This is a genomic window from Achromobacter sp. ISS7, assembly GCF_056523125.1.
Genome location: NZ_JAWRZD010000001.1, coordinates 2,386,270 through 2,404,981 on the forward strand (window position 1 = coordinate 2,386,270; position 18,712 = coordinate 2,404,981).

Consider the following 18,712-nt stretch of genomic DNA (forward strand, 5'->3'; position numbering starts at 1 on the left):
TCAGACCTTGAAGCGCGACACGCCGCTGCGCAGGTCGTTGGCCACCAGCGTCAGTTCCTCGATCGCCAGGCTCGACTGGCGCAGCGATTCCACCGTCTGCTGGGCGGCGTCGCTCAACTGCTGCAACGCCTGGTTGATCTGCTCGGCGCCCGTGGCCTGCGCCTGCATGCCTTCGTTGACCATCAGCACGCGCGGCGCCAGCGTCTGCACCTGCTGGATGATCTGCGACAGCTGGTCGCCCACCTGCTGCATGTCGGCCATGCCGCGCCGCACTTCTTCCGAGAACTTGTCCATGCCCATGACGCCGGCAGACACCGACGACTGGATCTCGCGCACCATCTGCTCGATGTCGTAGGTGGCCACGGCGGTCTGGTCCGCCAGGCGCCGGATCTCGGTCGCCACCACCACGAAGCCGCGGCCGTACTCGCCGGCCTTTTCCGCCTCGATGGCGGCGTTCAGCGACAACAGGTTGGTCTGATCCGCCACCTTCGTGATCGTGGTGACCACTTGCGTGATATTGCCGGCCTTCTCGTTCAGGATGGCCAGCTTGGCGTTGACCGAGCCGGCCGCGCCGACCACGTTGCGCATGGTGTCTTCCATGCGCGCCAGGCCGACCTGGCCGCTGCCGGCCAGCGACGCGGTCTGCTCGGCGGCGTTGGACACTTCGGTCATGGTGCGCACCAGCTCGCGCGAGGTCGCCGAGATCTCGCGCGAGGTGGCGCCGATCTCGGTGGTGGTGGCCGCCACTTCCGACGCGGTGGCCTGCTGCTGCTTGGAGGTGGCGGCGATCTCGGTCACCGAGGTCGCCACCTGCACCGCCGAACGCTGGGTCTTGCCGACCAGCCCGGTCAGCTCGTCGACCATGCCGTTGAAGCCGCTCTCGATGGCGTTGAATTCATCCTTGCGCGCCAGCGTCAGGCGGCGCGTCAGGTCGCCGCCGCCGGTCGATTCGAGCGTCTTGACGATGCTGCTCATGGGATTGACAATGGCGCGCATCAACAGGATGCCGCAGATGATGGCGGCGGCGATCGCCAGGCCCAGCGACACCAGCATGCCCACTTCGGCCTTGTCCACCGCGCGCTGGATGCTGACCGCCGAATCATCGGCCTGCTGCTTGTTGGCCGCCACCATGTTGGCCAGCACGTCGCGGCCGACGTAGAACGCCGGACGCAGGTCCGACTTGATCTTGGCCGCCACCCGGGCGGGATCGGACACCATCGTCGGATCCAGGATCTCGGCGCGGATGCGCATATAGGTCTGCAACGCGCGCTCGAACTCGTTGAACATCCGCTGGTCGTCGCCGCGCACCACGGTGCGCCGGTACTGCTCGATGTTCTCGTGCAGCAACTGGTCATTCTTGGGCAGCGCGGCCAGCCCCGCCTGGCGTTCCTGCTCGGTCTCGCCGTTGAAGGCATCCTGCACCACCACGAAACCGGCGAACCACGACGAACGGATCGACGTGCTGTAGTAGATCCCCGGCACCGCATCCGTGTTGATCGATTCGGCCTCGGCCTCGACCTGCAGCAACCGCTGGTAATCGACCACCACCATCAAACCCATGATGGCCAGGATCACCAGGAAGCTGGCGATGATGCGCTCACGCAGTGTCAGATTCTTCATACCGGAGGACCTTTGTGCTGTATCGGTACGCCCCCGCCTGGAGCGGCGCGGGCGACACGTCCGGCGCACCCTGCGGCGCCCGCGGACGCCACATTCATGACCGGATGTGGAAATAATCGACAATTATTGCAAACGCGGGCCCGCTCAGCTACGGAAAAACAGGGGAAACCCGCAATTCCATGCCCGCTTCGTCGGGAAAAAGCCAAGCCCGGTTACACGGGCTTGTGTTTTCGTGTGACAACGCGTAGCGAACGGCCGCAATCCTGCGGTCAAATTCAGCCCCACAAGCCCTGCGGCGGGCGGGCCTGGACCCAGTCGCGCACCTGCTCATGGGCGTGCGCCAGCTGCAGCACCGCCAGATCGCCGCGCGGCGGGCCGATCAGCTGCATGCCCATCGGCAGCCCGGCGGCGCCGAACCCCACCGGCACGCTGATGACCGGGCAGCCGGCCAGCGTCCACGGCGTGACGGTCTCCATCCAGCGGTGATAGGTATCCATGGCGCGCCCGGCGATCTGCTTGGGCCAGTCCAGTTGCGCATCGAACGGGAACACCTGCGCCGACGGCACCGCCAGGTAGTCCACCTCCTTGAAGATGCCGAGCACGGCCTGGTACCAGGCGCTGCGCTCCTCCGTGGCCTGGTAGACCTGGCGCGCCGTCATGCCGTCCAGCCCCTCGACCTCCCAGATCAGCGCCGGCTTGACCAGCTTGCGGGTCTGCGGATCGTTCACCAGCGCATGGAACTGCCCGCCCACCATCAGGTGGCGGTGGGCCAGCCAGATGCGCCACAGCCGCTCGCCGTCGAACGGCACGCGGTAATCGTCCACCTGGCAGCCGGCCGCCCCCAGGTCGGCCAGCGCCTGGACGCACAGGTCCAGGATGCCCGGCTCCATCGCCAGATAGCCGTTCCAGTCGCCGAGCCAGCCGATGCGCCGGCCGCACAAATCGGCTTCCAGCGACTGCGCGAACACGGCCGGATCGTCGCCCAGCGACAGCGGCACGCGCGGGTCGGGCCCCGCCATCACCGACAGCATCCGCGCCACGTCGCGCGGCGTGCGGCCCATCGGGCCTTCATACGACAGTTGCTTGAGGAACACCTCGTTGGACGGGCCATACGGCACCCGCCCCGCCGACGGCCGCATGCCGTACACGTTGCAAAAGGCCGCCGGGTTGCGCAGCGAGCCGCCGAAGTCGCTGCCGTCGGCCACCGGCAGCATGCGCGCGGCCAGCGCCGCCGCGGCTCCGCCGCTGCTGCCGCCGGCGCTCTTGGAGGCGTCGTAGGGATTGACCGTGGTGCCGTAGACCTGGTTGTAGGTGTGCGAGCCCAGGCCGAATTCCGGCACGTTGGTGCGGCCGATGAAAATCGCGCCGGCCGCGCGCATGCGCTCGACCAGGATGGAGTCGTGGCCCGTCACCTGGTCCTTGAACACCAGCGAACCCATCGAGGTCACCATGCCGCGCACCGCGGTCAGGTCCTTGGGCGCCTGCGGCATGCCGTGCAGCCAGCCCAGCCACTGCCCCGCCGCCAGCTGGGCGTCGCGTTCGTCGGCCTCGCGCAGCAGTTCCCGTGGCTCGCGCCGCGCCACCAGCGCATTGAGCTTGGGGTTGACCGCGTCGATATGCCCCAGATAGGCCGTCATCACTTCACGGCACGACACGCGCCGCTGGCGGATCGCGTCCGACAGCGCGTGGGCGGGCATGGCGACGATATCGTCCAGGCGGCCGACGGCCGCCGAGGTGGCTGCATTCATGGTGTTGTCTCCTCTTTTTGCTTTGCAGGCCGACGATACTACGCCAGCGCCGCACAGGCCCATGACGCGGCGGCGCCCAGGAGACTGGCGCCGGGTCAGGCCGCCGGGCGCGCGAACACCAGCAAGGTGGACGTGGCCGAGGCCAGCAGGCGGCCCTCGGCGTCGGTCAGCTTGGCCTCGGCGTACGCCACCCGCTGGCCGAACGACAGCACCCGCCCCTCGGCCCGCAGCCGGCCGCTGTGGCGCGTGATGGCCTTGTGATAGGCCACCTTGAGCTCCAGCGTGGTGTAGGCCTGCTCGGCCGACAGGCGCGAATGCACCGCGCAGCCGCAGGCCGAATCCAGCAGGGTCGCGGCGTAGCCGCCATGCACCGTGCCGATCGGGTTGTAGGCATGCGGGCCGGGCGTGCCGGCGAACACCGCCAGCCCTTCCTCGGCCTCGACGAAATCGAAGTCCAGCGACACCAGGATGCCCGGCTTGCGGCCCGAGGCCAGCAAGGCGCGCAGCTGCGCCAGGCCATCCAGGCCCGCGCCGGTCTGGTCGACCAGGCTGGGTTCGCGTTGCGCGGCGGTGCCGGCGGGAATCGAAGCGGAAGTCATGCGCGGTCCTCCTGAGTGAAAATATCGACGGGATGTTTATATGATGAACATCATATATCAAGCCGCGCCCTGGCGTGGCGGCCCTGGCCCGGCGTCGTGTCACCGCCTCAGGGAAACAACTGCTGCGCCAGGTGATCCACGAACACCCGCAACTTGGGCGACGGATGGCGGCTGGCGGGCCACACCGCCCACATGGTGGCGTTGCCCCGGGTGCGCTCGTCCAGCACCGTGACCAGCTTGCCCGCGGCCAGCTCTTCCTTGATGGTGAAATCCGGCAGGCAGGCGATTCCAAGCCCGACAAGCGCCAGGAAGATGCGAGTCTCGACGCTGTTGCAGACCAGCGTCAGCGGCAACTCGGGCGGCGCGCCGGCGCTGGCCTTCAGGGGCCATTGCTCCAGCTTGCCGGTGCTGGGATAGCGGTAGTGCAGGCAGCAGTGGCGCAGCAGGTCGCTGGCGCGGCGCGGCGTGCCATGCCGCGCCAGGTACTCGGGCGAGGCCGCCAGGATGCGGCGGAACGGCCCCAGCCGGCGGCGCTTCAGGCCGGAGTCCTGCATCTCGCCGGAGCGCACCACCGCGTCGTAGCCCTCGCCGATCACGTCGACCATGCGGTCGGTGAAATCCAGGTCCAGCCGCACCTGCGGATACTGCTTCATGAACGTGGCGATGGCCGGCTCGAACAGCCGGCTGTAGCGCGGCAGGCTGACGCGCAGCCGGCCGCTGGGCGTGCCGGCGGCCTCCGACAGTTCCAGCTCGGCGGCCTCGACCTCGCACAGGATGCGGCGGCAGCGCTCCAGGAATTTCTCGCCCTCCGGGGTCAAGGTGATGTGGCGGGTGCTGCGGTGGAACAGCCGCACCTTCAGGTGCGCCTCCATCCGCGCCACGCTCTTGCCCACGGCCGAGGGCGACACGCCCAGCACCCGCCCCGCCTCCGCGAAGCTGCGCGTGTCCGCCACCAGCACGAAAACGCCGATACCGCTCAGGCTGTCCATCGCCAATTCCTTCAATGCGGACACCTATGTCCGGAATATTCGGAATCCTAGCCTATTTTTCTTTTATCGGCCGCTGCCTATCCTGCCGGCATTGCGTTCAATGGCGCGCCCTTGCGGCACCGCCCTCACCCTATTTCCCGTTTGCCAACCCGGCTTCGCGCCGCCTTACCGACATGACCCCATCGCATCCCTCACCCGCCTCCAACCGCTGGCTGCAATTGCTCGCGGCCTGCCTCACGGCCGTGCTCATTCCCCTGTGCTTCACCGGTCCGGCAGTTGTCCTGCCGTCGATCAGCCAGGCGCTGGGCGGCACGCCGGTGCAGCTGAACTGGATCCTCAACGGCTACATCCTGGCCTACGGCAGCGTCATCATGGTGTCCGGCAGCCTCACCGACCTGTACGGTCCGCGCCGCGTCTGGCTCGGCGGACTGGCCTGGTTCTGCGCCTTCACCTTTCCCATCGCCTGGGCGCCATCGGCCGGCTGGATCGACTTCCTGCGCCTGATGCAGGGCGTGGGCGGCGCGGCGGCGTTCGCCGCGGCCATGTCGTCGCTGGCGCCGCTGTTCCATGGCGCCGCCCGCGCCCGCGCCTTCAGCCTCCTCGGCACTACGTTCGGCATCGGGCTGTCGTTCGGACCGCTGATCTCCGGCTGGCTGGTGCAGACCGCCGGCTGGCGCTGGGTGTTCCACGGCACCGGCCTGGTCGGCCTGATGGGGCTGGCGCTGGTCGCGGCCAGCGTGCGCGCCACCCCGGGCGCGGCCGCCGGCCGCTTCGACTGGCGCGGCGCGCTCAGCTTCACTGGCGCGCTGGGGCTGTTCACCTACGGCATGCTGCTCGCCCCGGAAAACGGCTGGACCGACACCGCGGTGGCCGGCTCGCTGCTGGCCTCGGCGCTGCTCGGCATCGCCTTCATCCTCATCGAAACCCGCGCCACGCATCCGATGCTGGACCTGTCGCTGTTCCGCCGCCCGCGCTTTGTCGGCGTGCAGGCGCTGGCGGCATCGCCGGCGTTTCTGTTCATCGCGCTGATCGCCATCCTGCCCAGCCGCTTCATCGGCATCGACGGCCACAGCGCGCTGCGCGCCGGCCAATTGATGATGGGCCTGGCCACGCCGCTGCTGGTGGTGCCGTTCCTGGCCGCGCTGCTGACGCGCCGCTTCAGCCCCGCGGCGCTGTCCAGCACCGGCCTGGTGCTGGCGGCCATCGGCCTGGCCTGGCTGGCGCGCGACCTGGGCGGCGACGCCGACCGGCTGTGGCTGCCGATGAGCCTGATCGGCATCGGCATCGGCCTGCCCTGGGGCCTGATGGACGCCATGGCGGTCAGCGTGGTGGAACATGAGCGGGTCGGCATGGCCACCGGCATCTTCAATACCGTGCGCGTGTCCGCCGATGGCGTGGCCATCGCCGCCATCAGCGCCCTGCTGGCCACGCTGATCCACGCCCAGGCCGCCGCCGCCCTGCCCGGCGCGGGCGCCCAGGCGCTGCTGCAGGCCGCCAACCGCGCCGCGCTCGGGCAACTGGACGAAGCGGGCACGCTGCTGCCCGGCGCCGGCGACCTGTTGCACCACGCCTACGACCTGGCCTTCGGGCAGGTGCTGTATGCGCTGGCCGGATTCGCGCTGGTGCTGGCCGTGCTGGTCTACGCCTTGCTGGCGCGGCCCGAGACGGCGCCGATGACGCGGGTGCGGACCCAGGCGCATTGAACGCCGGCCGCGGGTCCGGACGCCTGCGCGGACGCGCACGCGCTCGGACCCGCGGCGGCTTGCGCCAGATCAATCCGTCCCCGCGCCGTCGCGCCCTACTATTCGCGCTGCCATTTCACGCCGCCAGGAGCCCCTGTTGTCCGAACCCGTGTCCGCCCCCCTGTCCGAACCCGACCTGCCCGAACCCGACATCTGCACCGAAGCCGAAATCCGTGACCTGGTGCACACGTTCTACGCCAAGGCCCGCGCCGACGCCGCGCTCGGCCCGGTGTTCGAGGCTCAGGTGCACGACTGGGACGAACACCTGGCAACGCTGTCCGATTTCTGGTCGGCCGTGCTGCTGGGCACCCGGCGCTTCACCGGCATGCCGATGCCCAAGCACGCCGCGATGCCGCACCTGAGCGCCGCGCTGTTCGAGCGCTGGCTGGTCCTGTGGGGCGAGACGCTGGCGGCCCTGCCGAACCGCGCGCTGGCCGACGCCGCGGGCGAAATGGCCAAGCGCATGGCCCGCAGCCTGTGGTACGGCTACCAGCTCAGCCGCGATCCGAACCAGCCGCTGACGGAACTGCGTCCGGCCTGAGCGCCAACCGCCTTCATCGCCAGGGCACGCCGCGCCGGCGCCTGGCCGCCGCCGGCCATGGCGCGGCGCACGGCGCCCTGGGACGCCGCGTCCTCGTTCAATCCACCCGCCACCAGCTCGGCAGCAGGTTGCGCACCTTGGCGCGGCGATAGCGGTCGTCGATCAGGTGCACCGTGCCCACGTCCTGCTCGGTGCGGATGACGCGGCCCGCCGCCTGCACCACCTTCTGCATGCCGGGATAGAGGTAGGTGTAGTCGTAGCCCTGCGCCTCGCCATAGCGCCGCTCCATCGCGCGCTTGATGTTCTCGTTGACGGCATTGACCTGCGGCAGCCCGAGGGTGGCGATGAAGGCGCCGATCAGCCGCTTGCCGGGCAGGTCCACGCCCTCGGAGAAAGCGCCGCCCAGCACCGCGAAACCCACGCCCTGCCCGCTTTCGGTGAAGCGCCCCAGGAAGGCGGCGCGGCCGGCCTCGTCCATGCCCGGCGTCTGCAGCCAGATCGGCACCTGCGGATGGCGCGAGCGCATCAGGTCGGCCACCTGCCGCAGATAATCGAAGCTGCTCAGGAAACCCAGGTAGTTGCCCGGCCGGCGCGCGTACTGGTCGGCGATCAGGTCGGCGATCGGTGCGAGCGAACGTTCGCGGTCGCCGTAGCGGGTCGAGACATGGCCAACCACCTTGACCGCCAATTGCTCGGCCTGGAACGGCGCGGCCACGTCTATCCAGGCGGCCTCGGCCGGCAGGCCCAGGGTGTCGCGATAGAACTGCTGCGGACTCAAGGTGCCGGAAAACAGCACGGTCGCGTGCGCCGCGGCATGCCGCGCCGCCAGGTACGGCGCCGGCACCACGTTGCGCACGCACAGCGTGGACGGCGGCGTCTTGGCGCCGCGCGCCCCGCCTGCGGCCAGCGTCACGTCGAACAGCGCGTGCGGCCCGAACTGCTCGGCCAGCCGCATGAAATGCAGCGCCTCGAAATAGAACGCCAGCACCGGATCTTCCTGCGCCAGCGGCGCCTCGCCCAGGTAGTCGGTGATGGCCGCCACTGCCTTCTGCACCGCCGCCAGCACGCCGGCTGGCGCTTCGTCGTAGGCCTGGTACGGCTCGGCCTGCTTCTTGTTGAGCGCGGTCCAGGAGCGCTGCAGGCCATCCAGCGGCTTTTTCAGCGCCTTGGGCGCCGCCTGGCGCGCCGCCGCCAGCCCCAGCTGGTTCAATTCGCCGGTATACATGCGGCGCGCGCGGTCGACCAGGTTGTGCGCCTCGTCCACCAGCACCGCCACCTTCCATTGGTGCGCCTGCGTCAGCGCGTGCAGCATGGCGGTGGCGTCGTAGTAGTAGTTGTAGTCGCCCACCACCACGTCGCTCCAGCGGATCAATTCCTGCGACAGGTAGTAGGGGCATACCTGGTGGGCGCGGGCCGCGGCGCGCACCGCCGGCGCGTCCAGCCGCGGCTGGGCCAGCGCCGTCTCGCGCGCGGCCGGCAGGCGGTCGTAGAAGCCCTGCGCCAGCGGGCAGGAATCACCGTGGCAGGCCTTGTCGGGATGCTCGCAGGTCTTGTCGCGCGCCTGCAGGTCCAGCACCCGCAGGCCGGGCGCGGCGGGCTGCGCGTTCAGCGTATCCAGCGCGGCCAGCGCCAGCCCGCGCCCCGACCCCTTGGCCGCCAGGAAGAACACCTTGTCCAGCCCGCTGCCCGGGCCGGCCTTGAGCAGCGGAAACAACGTGCCCAGCGTCTTGCCGATGCCGGTGGGCGCCTGCGCCATCAGGCAGCGGCCGTCGCGCGCCGTGCGGTACACCGACACCGCCAGCTCGCGCTGGCCGCTGCGGAACTCGCCATACGGGAACGCCAGCTTTTCCAGCGCCGCGTCGCGCGCCTGGCGGTGCGCCAGTTCGGCGCGCGACCACGCCAGGAAGCGGTCGCACTGCTCGTGGAAGAAGGCCGCCAGCCAGGCCGCGTCGCGGGTCTCGGTCAGCACGGTTTCTTCTTCGGTGGCGACGTTGAAGTACACCAGCGCCACGCGGATCTGCGCCAGGCCGCGCGCCTGGCACAACAGGTGGCCGTAGACCCGCGCCTGGGCCCAATGGGCGGCGCGATGGTTATCGCGCACGCTGTCGAACCGGCCGCGGTAGGTCTTGATCTCTTCGAGCTGGTTGGCGACCGGGTCGTAGCCGTCGGCGCGGCCACGCACCAGCAGATTGTCGTATTGGCCGGTCAGCGCCACTTCCGTTTCGTACGCGGGCCCGCGCCGGCCCGTCACGGCGGCGTGGCCGGCCATGCCCTCCAGGCCGCTGGGCGCGGGCGTGAAGCGCAGGTCCAGGTCGCCCGCGCGGGCCGTGAATTCGCAGAGTGCGCGCACCGCGACGGTGTAGGTCATGGCGCGCAGGCGTCCGGGCAAGCGCCATGCGACGAGCCATCCGCCAGCGACGAAGACGCCGGCTCGCGCCAGCGGACATGGCAGACGCGCACCGGCATGCCATGGTCGGCGCAATACGCCAGCCAGCGGATCTGGTTGTCCTGCAGCTTGTCGCCCGGCCCCTTGATCTCGATGAGCTCGTAGCCGGGCGCCTCGGGGCAAAAGCGGATCAAGTCCGGCAGCCCCGAGCGGTTGGCCTTGACGTCGCGCAGCAGCCGCAGGAAGAACAGCTTCAGGTGCGCCGGCGGCAGGTGGTCCAGCGCCCGCTCGAGCAGCGGTTCGTCGAGCGCGCCCCAGAACACGAACGGCGACTGCACGCCCTGCCTGTCGGCGTAGCGCCGGCGGATCGTGGCGCGATACTCGCCCGTATCCAGCTGCGCCAGGCAGGCGGCGAACAGCGCTTCGCGCCGCGCGTGGAAATCGGGCGCGTCCAGGTCGGCCGGCCCGCGCTGGAACGGATGGAAGAACGCGCCCGGCAGCGGTGCGAACACCGCCGGCCAGCACAGCAGTCCGAACAATGAATTGATCAGCGTGTTCTCGACGTAGTGGACCGGCGCGCCGTCGCGGTGCAGGTGATCGCGCGCGGCGAATTCCACCGCCATCGACGGCGCGGGCCGCTCGAGCTCCAGGTCGAACCGGGACACCGGCGCAGCCGCGCCGCGCGACGCGCCCTGCCCCAGCTTGCGGCGCAGGCGCGGCAGCATGCGCGCCAGGCGCTGGGCTTCTTCCTCGCTCTCGGGCCGGGCCTCGGCCTGCAGGGCCAGCGCCATCGCCTCGTCGAAGCGCGCCATGCGTTCATACACGCGGATGCGGCGATGACGCGCGCCGGGATAGGCGCACAGCGTGTACACCCGTTGCGCCGCCGCCCAATCCTGGGCCCGCTCGCAGGCCTGCCCCAGGCGCAGCAGCACCTTGGCGCGGCGTTTTTCCAGCCAGGCGTTGCCGCTGGCGCAGTCGGCCACCGCCTGCAACAGCGCATCGACGTCCAGGCCATCATCGAGCGCCTGGCGGCAGGCATGCAGGGCCAGGTAGCGGTCCACGTCTTGCCGCGTCTGGAAGGCCCGCGAAGAACGTTCGAACGGCACCGTTTCGTACTGGAACACGCCCAGGTCGGCCAGCACGAACTCCGACCAGCCCTGGTGCAGGTTGCCGAAGAACATCAGGCGCAAGCGCTCGCACAGGTCGGTGACCGCGACGCGCCAGGCGGGGTCGGCCGGGGCATCGGCCCGCGCCGCAGGCTCGGCCCGCGGGTGCGCCCCGCCCGCCACCCAGCACGCATAGGCGCGGGCGTCCGGATGGCGCGCGCGCAATGCTTCCAGCAGATCCGCCTTGCGTCCCGCGCCCTTGACCGGCGTGGCGGCGAACAGCCGGTCGAGCTCGGGACGCGTATGCAGCGCGAACAATTCGTCCAGCGTCATGGGGCTGTCGGCATCCAGCCACCCCAGCGCCAGCAGCGGCGCGGCGGCCTCGGCCGTGGCGGGGATTTCCTCGTAGACCAGCCGGCTGGCGCGGAACCACGGCCCGCGCCGCATCAGCATGCGCACCAGCAGCGCCTGCGAGGCCTGCGGCAAGGCCGCGAAGTCCGCCATGAAAAGGCGTTCGCGGTCGTCCAGCAGATCGGCGTAGCGTTCGCCGACCCACGCCAGGGCGCGCTGGAAATTGTGCAGGTAGTAGTAGCGGTGCGGGGGCAACATCGGCCGGAACGAATGACTGGGTATTTATCCAGTAATCATAGCAGGCTGCCCCGCCCCCACAACCCTCGGCTTGTACCTATGCGTGCCGCACGATCTCGAACCCTTCGTCGTCCCGCGGCGCCACGAAATACGCCGTGATCGCGTCGTACTGCGCCTCGCTGGTCGTGAACGGATGCGTGCCGGATTCGTTGCGCGCGCGCAGCCGCGCCTTGCAGACATCATCGGGCAGGTCGAGGAAATGCAGCTGGTGGCGGCAGCCTGCGGCCTGCGCCACCTCGCGCAGCCAGGCGCGGCTGGCGCGGGTGTTGGCCGGGAAATCCAGCACCACCGACAATCCGGCCGCGACCAGCGCGGCCACGTGGCCGCCCATCGCCTGGCGCAGGCGGCCGGCGCAGCGGGCATAGTCGGCCACCTCGCGGATCTCGCCCGGATACAACGCCGCCAGCCAGGCGTCCTCGCTGATCAGCAAGGTGCGCGGCCGCGACGCCAGTTGCGCCGCCAGGGTGGACTTGCCGGCGCCGATCTTGCCGCACAGGAAATGCAGCACCGGTTCGGCGGGGGATGACACGGAAGACGCGTTCGATTGCATGGACAGCCTCTGGAAAAAACCATTGGGCGGGCCAACAAAAAACCCGCCATTGGCGGGTTGATGTAGCGATGATCCGACGCGCGCTAACCCACCGAGGTCCCAGCGGTGGTAATAATCAGGGCGGACGAGTGGTGCGGACGGTTCATGGCACGATCATGCTGGACGCCGCCAAACCTGTCAAACTCATCCGGCACAATGGTCGCGCCCTCCGAGCGCCGATCCCCCTCCCATCGACACGAAGGAATCCATGCCCAGCCCCGCCGTCACCCTGCGCCGGGCCACCGCCCGCGACGCCGATGCCATCGCCGCCATGCACGCGGCCAGCTGGGCCGTCACCTATCGCGGCCTGCTGCCGGACGGCTTTCTCGACGCCGGCCTGGCGGACAACCGCATGGTGCATTGGCAGGACCAGATGCGCGAGGCCAACACCGACGAGCAGGCCGTGTTCATCGCCGAACAGGACGGCCTGCCGATCGGCTTCGTCTGCGTCAAGCAGGAACACGACCACCCTGGCGAAGTGCTGCTGGACAACCTGCACGTGCTGCCGCCCTACCAGGGCACCGGCGCCGGCAAGCTGATGGTGACGCGCGCCGAGGCCTGGGCCCGCGCCCGCGGCGCATCGCGGCTGTATCTGTATGCGCTCGAAGGCAACACCCGCGCCATCGACTTCTACGAGCGACAGGGCTGGCGCAACACCGGCACCGAAACCGACCACATCGGCGGCATCGAGGTGCAGGCGCGCCGCTACGAGCGGCCGGTCTAGCGACGCGCGCCCCGGTTTGCGGGTAAGGTATGCCTGAGAGGCCTTCATCATCCGGCACGCCGGCCCGTGCCACCAGCAGGAACCGTGCATCATGACTACCCTTCGCCTGGCGCTGCGCCCGATCCTCGCCGCGATCACGTGCGCATCGCTCGCCGCCTGCGCCAATCCGCCGGCCCGCGGCACGGATCTGGACTATCGCAGCCGCCCTCCCGCGGCCACGCAGGGCACGACCAGCGCCCCGGATCAACGCCTGAACATCCAGACCGGCGAGGGAGAACGCCTGAACCTGCCCTGGTTCATCCAGGACACGCAGAACCTGATCAATCGCCAGTGAGCCTGGCGGGGCGCGTCAGCGCGCCGCGAACCAGTCGCCGGCCACGCCGCCCTTGTGGCCGCAGTAAGGCGGGCCGGAGCCGTCGTCGGGGCTGCCGGGGGGCGCCGTTTCCCGCGCCACCAGCACGGCGCCACGCCGCGTCAGCGTCAGGACCCAGGGCGGACCGTCCTTGTAGGTCACTTTCAGGCTGTCGCCATCGACCACCGCATTGCCGCTCAGGTCGCACACCCAGTTGCCGTAGTAAGGCATCCACGAACTGACCGCCACGGCCAACTGGCCGTTGGCGCCTTGCGTGATCTCGATCTCGCCCTCGATGTTGCGCCACTTGCCGACGAAGCCGGCGGCCGGCCGCGGATTGATGGCCTTCAGCAGAGCCAGGCGCGTACGCATGAAGGTGGCCATTTCCTTGACGGGCGTGCTCTGCGAGAAAGGCGCCTCATAGACCCTGTCCCGCATGCCCAGGAAATAGCGTTGATCGGCGGTCAGCGACTTGGCCGCCTCGGCATCCAGCTTTTCCCGCACATCCCTGTATTGCCGCGCGATCGCCGCATCCTGATCCGCCAGCGCCGAGTTGGCGCAAATCGCTTTCTCGACCGGCGTGCCGGCCTTGGCGCAGTTGAAGGAAGGTGCCGCCGTGGCGCTGCCGGCCACGGCCAGCGATGCCGCCAAGAGCAGAGGACGCATCATGTTGGGAAGTTCTCCAGGTGATGTACGGGTTCGCCGTGCCCGGCGATGCGGGAAAGAAGCCTCGGCCCGGGCATTGCGGACGGTGCGGCTTGAAGTCTACGCGATAACGCCAATGGGCGGCGAGTGCGCCACGGACCGTCCGTTGTGCGCGGGTCCGCGCACCGAACCCCAAAAAAATTCGCCCGACGAATCGGGCGAATTCAAATGGGGCGACGCGGGCCGGACGGCCCGCGGCCGGGCGATTACCGCGCCGGCGCCTTGGCCGCGCCCACTTCCTTGCGCACCTTGGCCACATCGGACGCGCTCACCGCGGCGCCTTCGTTGCCCCAGCTGGACCGCACGAAGGTCACCACGTCGGCGACTTCCTTGTCGGTCAGGCGCCAGTCGAAGCCCGGCATCGCATACGCGGTCGGCGCGGTCGAGGTGCCCGGCATCTGCGCGCCCTTGAGCACGATGTGGATCAGCGACGCGGGGTCGGCCGAGTTCACGGTCGAGCTCAAGGCCAGCTGCGGGAAGGTTTCCGCATAGCCCTTGCCGGTACTGCGATGGCAGGCCGCGCAGTTGTTCAGGAACGTCATGGCGCCGTCGCCCGTATCCTTGCCGGTGCGCAGGGCCTGCGCCACGGTGTCGTTGTAGGCGAGCGGCTTGGTGGCGTTCTTGTTCACCGGCGGCAGGCTCTTCAGGTACACCGCGATGGCGTTGACGTCGGCGTCGGTCAGGTGCTGGGTGCTGTCCTGCACCACTTGCGCCATGCCGCCGAACGCAGCCGAATGGCCGTTGCGGCCGGACTTCAGGAAGGCGGCGATGTCTTCCTTGCTCCAGCTGCCCAGGCCGTCGGTCATGTCGCCGCGCAGGTTCTTGGCGAGCCAGCCTTCGACCACGCCGCCAGACAGGAAGGCCGAGCCGTCGGCGTCGGTCAGCGCCTTTTCCTGCAGGGCGAAGCCGCGCGGGGTATGGCAGGTGCTGCAATGGCCCAGGCCCTCGACCAGGTACTGGCCGCGCAGCAGCGCCACCTTGTCGGCCTCGCTGGCCGGAGCGGTGACCGGCGCGGTGACGACGTCGGGCGCGAACATCCAGCGCCACACGCCCAGCGGCCAGCGCATCGACAGCGGCCAGGTGATGTCGGTGTCCTTGTTGGCCTGCTTGACCGGCTCGACGCCGTGCATGAAGTAGGCGTACAGGGCCTTGACGTCATCCGGCGTGACCTTGGCGTAGGCGGTGTACGGCATCGCCGGGTACAGCGAATGGCCGTCCTTGGCCACGCCATGGCGGACGGCGCGGTCGAAGTCCTCCAGCGTGTAGTTGCCGATGCCCGTGTCCTTGTCGGGCGTGATGTTGGTGGAATAGATGGTGCCCAGCGGCGACTCGATGCCCAGGCCGCCGGCGAAGGGCTTGCCGTCCTTGGCCGTGTGGCAGGCGATACAGTCGCCGGCGCGCGACAGGTACTCGCCCTGCTTGATCATCTGGGCGTCGGCCGGGGCGCCGTCGGCGGCCCAGGCGCTGCCGCAGGCCAGGACCGAGAGCGCGGCGACAATGGTTTTCTTCATCATTGTCGGCTCCTTACGCCTGGACCAGCGGGCCGGGGTTCTTGAGGTACTGGTCGCGGATTGCCTGCGCGGCCCAGTACGCCAGGGCGCCCACCAGGCCGGTCGGGTTGTAGCCCATGTTCTGCGGGAACACGCAGGCGCCCATCACGAACACGTTGGACACGTCCCAGCTCTGCAGGTACTTGTTGACCACGCTTTCCTTGGGGTTGGCCCCCATGATGGCGCCGCCCGTGTTGTGCGTGCTCTGGTAGACCCGGGTGTCGTAGCGCGCGCCCTTCTTGCGCACGGCGACGAAGTGCTTCTCGGGCTTCATGGCCTTGGCCACGTCCTCCATGCGCTTGCCCATGTAGCCCAGCATGTCGAATTCGTTGTCGTGCCAATCGAACGTCATGCGCAGCAGCGGCTGGCCGAAGCTGTCCTTGTAGGTCGGGTCCAGCGACAGGTAGGCATCGCGGTACGACATCACCGAGCCGGAGATGCCGATGGTCATGTAGCGCTGGTACGCGTCCTGCACGCCGGCCTTCCAGGCGGTGCCCCAGCTGGGGGTGCCGGGCGTGGTGGGCGTCATCTTGATGGGACGGCCGCCGTAGCGGATGTGGCGGATGCTGGCGCCGCCGACAAAGCCGAGCGGGCCGTGGTCGAACTGGTCGCCGTTCAGGTCGTCCATGCCGACGCCGCCGGCGCCGGTGCCGACGAACGGGTTGAGCTGGGTGCCTTTGGGCAGCAGCACGTTGACCGCGCCGTTCATCTGGTAGGCGTAGTTCTTGCCGACCACGCCTTCATTGGTCTTGGGATCGTAGGGCTTGCCGATGCCCGACAGCAGCAGCAGGCGCACGTTGTGCATCTGGTAGGCCGACAGGATCACCAGGTCGGCGGGCTGCTCGATCTCGCGGCCCTGGGCGTCGATGTAGGTGACGCCGACGGCCTTCTTGCCGGTCGAATCCAGGTTGACCTTGATGACGTGCGAGTGGGTGCGCAGTTCGAAGTTGGGCTTCTTCAGCAGCACCGGCAGGATGGTGGTCTGCGGCGAGGCCTTCGAATACATGTAGCAGCCGTAGTTCTCGCAGAACCCGCAGAAATTACAGGGGCCCAGGCGCACGCCGTACGGGTTGGTGTACGGGCCGGAGGCGTTGGCCGCGGGCGCCGGATACGGATGGAAGCCCACTTCGCGCGCCGCCTTGTCGAACAGCTGGGCGCCGTAGGTGGTGGCCAGCGGCGGCAGCGGGAATTCCTTGCTGCGCTTGCCTTCCAGCGGGTTGCCGCCCTCGACGATCTGGCCGTTGAGGTTGCCGGCCTTGCCCGAGGTGCCGCAGACGTATTCGAACTTGGAGAAGTACGGTTCCAGTTCGTCGTAGGTGACGCCGAAGTCCTGGATCGTCATGCCTTCGGGGATGAAGCTCTTGCCGTAGCGCGTTTCGTAGCGGGTGCGCAGTTCCAGTTCCTCGGGCAGCGTGCGGTAGTGCATGCCGTTCCAGTGGAAGCCCGCGCCGCCGACGCCGGTGCCGAGCAGGAAGGAGCCATTCTGGCGATACGGCACGGCCACGTCGTCGACGCCATGCCGTATCGTCACGGTCTCCTTGGACAGGTCCTGGAACAGCTTGCCGCGCACGGAGTACGCCAGCTCGTCCAGCACCTTGGGATATTCCGCGTCCTTGGGGGTGTCCTGCATGGCGCCGCGTTCCAGCGCCAGCACGTGCAGACCGGCCTCGGTCAGCTCCTGGCCCAGGATCGCGCCGGTCCAGCCGAAACCCACCAGCACCGCGTCCACTTTGTCTTTCTTGATCGCCATGGCTTACCCCTTTTCCCCGGAGATCGACACGGGCCCGTAGGGGTACTTGGCGTTGGGCTGGTCGACCCAGTCCATGTAGTCGCCGCGCGCGCCCGGAAAGCCCACCATCTTCCACCCCACCATGTTCTTGTTGCCGCCGTACATCGGGTCGGCGAAGAAGCCTTCCTTGGTATTGCCGAGCAGGAAGCTGAAGAACGTCTTGGCGGGCACGGCGTCGAATTCGATCTTGCCGGCCTGCAGGTCCTTCAGGATCTGTTCCTGCAGCGGCTTGTCCAGTTCGGCGTAGAGCTTGCCGTGGGTCTTCTGGCACCAGGCGTCACAGGCCGCGATGCCGTGGCGGTAGACCTCGCGCGGGTTCTGGTTGAGCTGGTAGCCCAGTTCCGGCGCCACGTCGGGATGGAACGGCCCCTGCATGTACCAGAGCTTGCCGTGGCCGTACGGCGTTTCCATCTGGCGGTCGATGAACTCCGGCACGCCGGCCTCGATGGCGCCGGGGCCGTACTGGTCCGCGGGGATCAGGTGATCGACCGCGGCCACGATGAAGTTCCATTCGGGCTTGGTGAAGTAAGTGGGCTCGTAGGCCTTGGCCGCTCGCGCCGCGCCGCTGTCAGCGGCGTTGGTACAGCCCGTGGCGACCACGCCCACCGCCAGCGTCGAGGCCGGCACGATGGCCAACGCCTGCAGAAACCGCCTGCGCGGCTTTGCGTCTTCTGTCATAGACATCTCCGTGAAAATTCCAAGTCGTCCCGGCGCACAGCCGAACATGCACTCCTGGAAACACGAACTGCCGGGCGGCGCCCTGGTGACAACACGCTCTTCTTCGTTACCGAAAAGCAGACCGATCCTTGAAAAGGGACGCAAGGAAAGGTGGCCCTCATTATGCGCTTTTCAGACCAACTGATCTGCTCCAGAGACCGGATCAGATCGATTTTCTTGACTTGGGATTTACTTTTGCATTAAGGACACTGTCAGAAGAATTGAGAGTTGCGCCTTTTCTGTATAGTGCGCAGTCCTCCCTGCGACCGCCGCACCCCCCTGCCCGGACCGATAACAAACGTTACTCACGGAAACGATTCGATGACGGAACCAAGCAAAACCTGGCGCAGCACGACCACGACGCGAAGCTGGTCGACGTCGAGCAGCACCTCGGACGATCCGCAGGACGCCTTCAGCACGCTGCGAGGCGTGCGGCACGACACTCAGGCCAACGTCTGCGAGCAATGGCGCTACGTCGGCGGCGATGGCGACGGCCGCTTCGAGGTCGAGATCAAGGATGGCGCGGTGACCGTGAACGGGCGCCGCTACGACAGCATGGACGAGGTGCCGCGCGCGGACCGTGATCGCATCGAAGCGGTACGCAACGGCCTGGACAACAGCGGTCTATGGGACGTGCTGCGGCAGGCCGGCGTGGATATCGGTGGCCTGGCGGGGTCCGACACGCGGCATGCGGCCGGCAAGCCGGAATTCATCATGGAAACGGATATCCCGGATGTGCGCGGCGCGGCATCGGCGCACGACGCGCCCACGCCCGCCGCGCAGGCCATGGACGCACCGGCGCCCGGCGCGGTCCCGCGCAACGGCGGCGGGCTGCGCCGCATCGTGCTGGTGGTCGTGGGGCTGGGACTGGCCTGGTGGATCCTGCGCCTGACGGGCGCCGTCTAGG

16 protein-coding genes are annotated in these 18,712 nt (G+C 68.8%); 5 read left to right on the forward strand and 11 right to left on the reverse strand.

What is annotated here, in order from left to right; translation table 11 throughout:
- The 4 genes from AC1HFW_RS10810 to AC1HFW_RS10825 all read right to left on the reverse strand — a co-directional run bounded on the left by AC1HFW_RS10810 (position 1) and on the right by AC1HFW_RS10825 (position 4,956).
- Positions 1–1,620 (reverse strand): methyl-accepting chemotaxis protein, encoded by a 1,620-nt coding sequence (locus AC1HFW_RS10810; RefSeq protein WP_006395488.1) that lies wholly within the window; start codon positions 1,618–1,620, stop codon positions 1–3.
- A 275-nt stretch (positions 1,621–1,895) separates the two neighbouring features.
- Positions 1,896–3,368, reverse strand: coding sequence for an amidase (locus AC1HFW_RS10815; RefSeq protein ID WP_479283190.1), 1,473 nt, complete (start codon positions 3,366–3,368; stop codon positions 1,896–1,898).
- A 95-nt stretch (positions 3,369–3,463) separates the two neighbouring features.
- Positions 3,464–3,967 carry a PaaI family thioesterase gene (locus tag AC1HFW_RS10820; RefSeq protein WP_061070938.1) on the reverse strand — a complete coding sequence of 168 codons (504 nt, stop codon included), beginning with the start codon at positions 3,965–3,967 and terminating at the stop codon, positions 3,464–3,466.
- Between the two features lie 107 nt (positions 3,968–4,074).
- Positions 4,075–4,956 (reverse strand): LysR family transcriptional regulator, encoded by an 882-nt coding sequence (locus AC1HFW_RS10825; protein ID WP_479283192.1) that lies wholly within the window; start codon positions 4,954–4,956, stop codon positions 4,075–4,077.
- 173 nt (positions 4,957–5,129) lie between these two features.
- Here AC1HFW_RS10825 and AC1HFW_RS10830 point away from each other — a divergent pair, with 173 nt between their 5' ends.
- Together AC1HFW_RS10830 and AC1HFW_RS10835 are read left to right on the forward strand one after the other, a co-directional pair.
- On the forward strand, positions 5,130–6,659 hold the full coding sequence (locus AC1HFW_RS10830) for an MFS transporter (protein ID WP_479283193.1): 1,530 nt from the start codon (positions 5,130–5,132) through the stop codon (positions 6,657–6,659).
- 175 nt (positions 6,660–6,834) lie between these two features.
- The gene (locus AC1HFW_RS10835; protein ID WP_241075318.1) at positions 6,835–7,239 is read left to right on the forward strand and encodes a group III truncated hemoglobin; all 405 of its coding nucleotides are present in this window, start codon (positions 6,835–6,837) and stop codon (positions 7,237–7,239) included.
- 97 nt (positions 7,240–7,336) lie between these two features.
- Here the strand turns inward: AC1HFW_RS10835 and AC1HFW_RS10840 are convergent, their stop codons facing one another.
- From AC1HFW_RS10840 to AC1HFW_RS10850, 3 genes are all read right to left on the reverse strand, one after another.
- Positions 7,337–9,607 carry an ATP-dependent DNA helicase gene (locus AC1HFW_RS10840; protein ID WP_479283195.1) on the reverse strand — a complete coding sequence of 757 codons (2,271 nt, stop codon included), beginning with the start codon at positions 9,605–9,607 and terminating at the stop codon, positions 7,337–7,339.
- The gene (locus AC1HFW_RS10845; protein ID WP_479283197.1) at positions 9,604–11,340 is read right to left on the reverse strand and encodes a VRR-NUC domain-containing protein; all 1,737 of its coding nucleotides are present in this window, start codon (positions 11,338–11,340) and stop codon (positions 9,604–9,606) included. The genes AC1HFW_RS10840 and AC1HFW_RS10845 overlap by 4 nt, the downstream gene beginning before the upstream one ends.
- A 76-nt stretch (positions 11,341–11,416) precedes the next feature.
- The gene (locus tag AC1HFW_RS10850; RefSeq protein ID WP_238889953.1) at positions 11,417–11,929 is read right to left on the reverse strand and encodes a P-loop nucleotide/nucleoside kinase family protein; all 513 of its coding nucleotides are present in this window, start codon (positions 11,927–11,929) and stop codon (positions 11,417–11,419) included.
- Between the two features lie 247 nt (positions 11,930–12,176).
- On the opposite strand from AC1HFW_RS10850, the gene AC1HFW_RS10855 reads away from it, so the two are divergent.
- Together AC1HFW_RS10855 and AC1HFW_RS10860 are read left to right on the forward strand one after the other, a co-directional pair.
- Positions 12,177–12,692, forward strand: a complete 516-nt coding sequence (locus AC1HFW_RS10855; protein WP_479283200.1) for an N-acetyltransferase family protein — start codon at positions 12,177–12,179, stop codon at positions 12,690–12,692.
- A 91-nt stretch (positions 12,693–12,783) separates the two neighbouring features.
- Complete coding sequence (locus AC1HFW_RS10860) at positions 12,784–13,026, forward strand: hypothetical protein (RefSeq protein ID WP_006395505.1); 243 nt, start codon at positions 12,784–12,786, stop codon at positions 13,024–13,026.
- A gap of 15 nt (positions 13,027–13,041) precedes the next feature.
- Here the strand turns inward: AC1HFW_RS10860 and AC1HFW_RS10865 are convergent, their stop codons facing one another.
- The 4 genes from AC1HFW_RS10865 to AC1HFW_RS10880 all read right to left on the reverse strand — a co-directional run bounded on the left by AC1HFW_RS10865 (position 13,042) and on the right by AC1HFW_RS10880 (position 17,766).
- A complete protein-coding gene (locus AC1HFW_RS10865; protein WP_479283203.1) occupies positions 13,042–13,713 on the reverse strand; it encodes a lysozyme inhibitor LprI family protein in 672 nt (223 codons plus the stop codon).
- A 242-nt stretch (positions 13,714–13,955) separates the two neighbouring features.
- Positions 13,956–15,263, reverse strand: a complete 1,308-nt coding sequence (locus AC1HFW_RS10870) for a c-type cytochrome (protein WP_479283205.1) — start codon at positions 15,261–15,263, stop codon at positions 13,956–13,958.
- Between the two features lie 10 nt (positions 15,264–15,273).
- Positions 15,274–17,049: a GMC family oxidoreductase gene (locus AC1HFW_RS10875; protein ID WP_061070932.1), complete on the reverse strand. Its 1,776-nt coding sequence runs from the start codon at positions 17,047–17,049 to the stop codon at positions 15,274–15,276.
- A gap of 3 nt (positions 17,050–17,052) precedes the next feature.
- Positions 17,053–17,766 carry a gluconate 2-dehydrogenase subunit 3 family protein gene (locus tag AC1HFW_RS10880; RefSeq protein ID WP_116522694.1) on the reverse strand — a complete coding sequence of 238 codons (714 nt, stop codon included), beginning with the start codon at positions 17,764–17,766 and terminating at the stop codon, positions 17,053–17,055.
- Positions 17,767–18,126: 360 nt separating this feature from the next.
- Between AC1HFW_RS10880 and AC1HFW_RS10885 the strand changes: the two genes are divergently transcribed.
- Positions 18,127–18,711, forward strand: a complete 585-nt coding sequence (locus AC1HFW_RS10885; RefSeq protein ID WP_479283207.1) for a hypothetical protein — start codon at positions 18,127–18,129, stop codon at positions 18,709–18,711.
- Position 18,712 lies beyond the last annotated feature (1 nt).